Raw genomic sequence first — 3029 nt, forward strand, 5'->3', positions numbered from 1 at the left:
CGCGCCAAGGCGGCACGACGTCAGCCAGACGATCCACAGACAGTTTTCACCCGATCAGGGTGCGCCGTCAGGCGCACGGGCTACTAACCCCCACACACGAGTCGTGGCAGATGAGCGCGCCCATAGACGCCGTGGTCCGGCGAGGCGCCGTCGATGCGTGTCGGAAGGCAGTGTCCATAGGGGCGCTCATCTGCCACGACTCGGCTGGAGGGCGGGCCCGGCGAGGGCTGTGAAGGCGCCGTCGCGTAGGAGGGGCACCGCGGTGTCGGCATCGAGCTGGGAGGCGGCCTCGATGTCGTCGTCCCAGCCGAGTTCCAGCAGTTCCCGCCCAGAGACGCAGCTGCGTAGTTCGTCGTGCAGGACAGGTGCTGCCGCCTCGAACACCGCCCGGGCGGCGCGGGCTTCCGGGGAGAGCTGGGTCCGGGTGAGGGAGCCGGCCTCGGCGGTGCGGGCGATGACCGCGCCGGCGCCGAGGAGGTCCTCGACGGCGGGTCGCAGTGGGCCGGCGTGCACGGTTCCCGACGGGTCCGGCCAGCGTTCTCCCGCCGCGATCACCGCGGCGGCGCGGCCGGCGGCGACGTTGTGGGCGAGCAGGGCACCGACCACCGCGGCGTTGCGCAGGCAGCCGGCGATCGGTGCGGCGCCGTACGCGCTGGCGACGGCCGACAGCGTGGCGCCGTTCGGGGAGGGCAGGACCAGGCGGGTTCCCGCCGGGATGCGGGCGAGGTCGGTGGGTGACAGCGACCAGGCAGCGAGTGGGTCTCCTCTCCGGCCGGCGAGGACCGCGCGGCGTTGCGCGGCGAACTGGGCGGCGGTGGCGTCACGCCACCGATAGGGCAGCACCACCGCGCCGCGGCTGACAGCGACGCTCACCGCCGTCGTGAACCGCAGCACGTCGACGATCACGACCAGGTCGCTCGCCGGCGCCAGTGCCGCCAGGTCCTCGCCGCCCCAGCCGAATCGGACGGCGAACGGGCGCTGCCCGGCAACCATGATCACATGCCTCCTCCGCCGCGGAATACGGCAACGTCAACCCTTCCAGTACGGGCTCGACAGCGGCAGGCGAGCGCTCGTACGTAGCGGGCCAGGGCAACAAAGCCGAAGCCGGGGCCCTACTCCGGCGGGCGCGTCCAGGCGCGGACGGCCAACATCCGACGTCCGGTTTGCGGTCCACGCCAGGTGCGCAAGCGCGGGGCCTGGGCACATGCTTCAGGGCCCCCGCGACACCTCGGCGCGAAACGGCCGTCCCGGCGCGAGGTCGCCTTTCGCCCGTCAGAGCGGCGACCTGGCCGGATTGGAGCCGATCTCGAAGCGGCCGATGACGGTCACGCCGTCCTCCTCCACCCGGCCGCCACAAGATCGCCTGGACGACGGCGAACGTGGTCGAGATCTTGGTGGGGGGCCGTGGTGAGGCTGCCGAGGTCCGCTGACCGCGGCGTGGAGTTTGGGTGCCCGGTCAGCGTACGGTGCCAGGTGTGGACCATGCTGCCGCTCTGGTGGAGCAGAACCATCTGTTAGCCGATCTGCTCGGCGAGGCCGACCTGGACACGCCGGTTCCGACCTGCCCGGGCTGGAACCTGGCCCAGTTGATGCGCCACGTCGGGCGCTTTCATCGCTGGGCTGCGGAGATCGTCCAGACGCGGGCCGTTGACGCGATCGACCCGCGCACGGTCGCGGGCGGCAAGCCACCGGCCGACCACGACGGCGCGCTGGCGTGGCTGCGCGAGAGCCCGGCGGTGCTGATCGACGCGGTCGCTGTGGATCCAGACATACCCGTGTGGACGTTCACCGGCCCGCAGCCCGCCCGGTGGTGGGTCCGGCGGCGGCTGTACGAGGCGGTCGTCCACCGCATCGACGCCGCGCTCGCGCTGGGAACGGGGTACACGGTCGAGCCGGCGCTCGCGGCGGACGGGCTCTCCGAATGGCTCGGCCTCCTCGCCGCTCGCCCCGGCGCCACGGCCCTTCGCGAAGGCGCCACGATTCACCTGCACGCGACCGACGACGGCCTGGGCCCCGACGGGGAGTGGACGGTTCGCGGCGGTCCGGACGGGATCAGCTGGGACCACGGTCACGGCAAGGGCGACGCCGCGGTCCGCGGTACCGCGGCCGACCTGCTGCTCACGCTGCTGCGCCGTCTCCCCGACGACGACCACCGCTTGGAGATCGTCGGGGATCAAGAGCTGTGGACCGCCTGGCTCGCCAACACCCCCTTCTGAGCACTCGGCCCAGCGGATGCGGCTTAGATCTTGAATGGTCTGAGTCTGAGTCTCGCCAGTCACCCTTCGCGACAACGCCCTGATCGAAGCGGATTCGCTGAGACGGCCGGCAAGCGGGCGGCCACCGTCTGGCGGACTGGCCCCGCCCCGTCTGCGTCTGGAGGACTCGCGCCGGGCGGGAATTTCGGAGGCCGAGTGATCGCCCTCATGGTGTCATGGCCCACGTGACCAATGACCTGTGCGTGTTCTGTGCGATTGTCCGCGGTGAGGCTGAGTCGAGCGTTGTCTACGAGGACGACGCCATGCTGGCGTTCATGGTCCTCCAGCCGGTGACGCCGGGTCATCTGCTGGTCGTGCCGAAGGCGCACGCCGTGGGGTTGGCGGACCTGGACGACAAGGCAGGCGCCTGGATGTGGCAGGTCGCGCACCGCCTCGGGCGGGCGCTGCGCCACTCGGACCTGCGGTGCGAGGGCGTGAACCTGTTCCTCGCGGACGGCGCGGCCGCCTTCCAGGAGATCTTCCACGTCCACCTGCACGTGTTCCCGCGTTTCGCCGGTGACAGCTTCCGCATCGACGCCGACTGGCGCATGCGCGAACGCGGCGAACTCGACGAGGCGGCCACTGCGGTGCGCCTCGGGCTATCCAGGCTCGACGACGCGCAGGACGCACGGACGAAGCAGATTCAGTGAGACACGAGAGCAGACCGACACAACCTCACTGAGAGCCTGTCCTGAATCTTGATGTTGTGGGCTGGCCGTGGCCCGTTCCCGATCTTCGCGGTGTGGTGGCGTGAACGGCTGGGACGGGCTGGTC

3 protein-coding genes are annotated in these 3029 nt (G+C 71.2%); 2 read left to right on the forward strand and 1 reads right to left on the reverse strand.

The window, feature by feature from the left end; all coding sequences use genetic code 11:
- Positions 1-186: 186 nt before the first annotated feature.
- Positions 187-993: a 2-phosphosulfolactate phosphatase gene (locus BCD49_RS08105; RefSeq protein WP_007517802.1), complete on the reverse strand. Its 807-nt coding sequence runs from the start codon at positions 991-993 to the stop codon at positions 187-189.
- Between the two features lie 482 nt (positions 994-1475).
- Between BCD49_RS08105 and BCD49_RS08110 the strand changes: the two genes are divergently transcribed.
- A complete protein-coding gene (locus tag BCD49_RS08110) occupies positions 1476-2216 on the forward strand; it encodes a maleylpyruvate isomerase family mycothiol-dependent enzyme (protein ID WP_027140739.1) in 741 nt (246 codons plus the stop codon).
- A gap of 215 nt (positions 2217-2431) precedes the next feature.
- Positions 2432-2905, forward strand: a complete 474-nt coding sequence (locus BCD49_RS08115) for an HIT family protein (RefSeq protein ID WP_007517806.1) — start codon at positions 2432-2434, stop codon at positions 2903-2905.
- The last annotated feature ends 124 nt before the right edge of the window (positions 2906-3029 follow it).

It is taken from the genome of Pseudofrankia sp. EUN1h (assembly GCF_001854645.1).
In the GTDB taxonomy this organism is placed as follows: domain Bacteria; phylum Actinomycetota; class Actinomycetes; order Frankiales; family Frankiaceae; genus Pseudofrankia; species Pseudofrankia saprophytica.

What these genes read in the sequence shown, in the direction of transcription:
- BCD49_RS08105 (WP_007517802.1), bottom strand. Translation starts at nt 993, where the DNA reads ATGGTTGCCGGGCAGCGCCCGTTCGCCGTCCGATTCGGCTGGGGCGGC.
- BCD49_RS08115 (WP_007517806.1), top strand. Translation starts at nt 2,432, where the DNA reads ATGGCCCACGTGACCAATGACCTGTGCGTGTTCTGTGCGATTGTCCGC.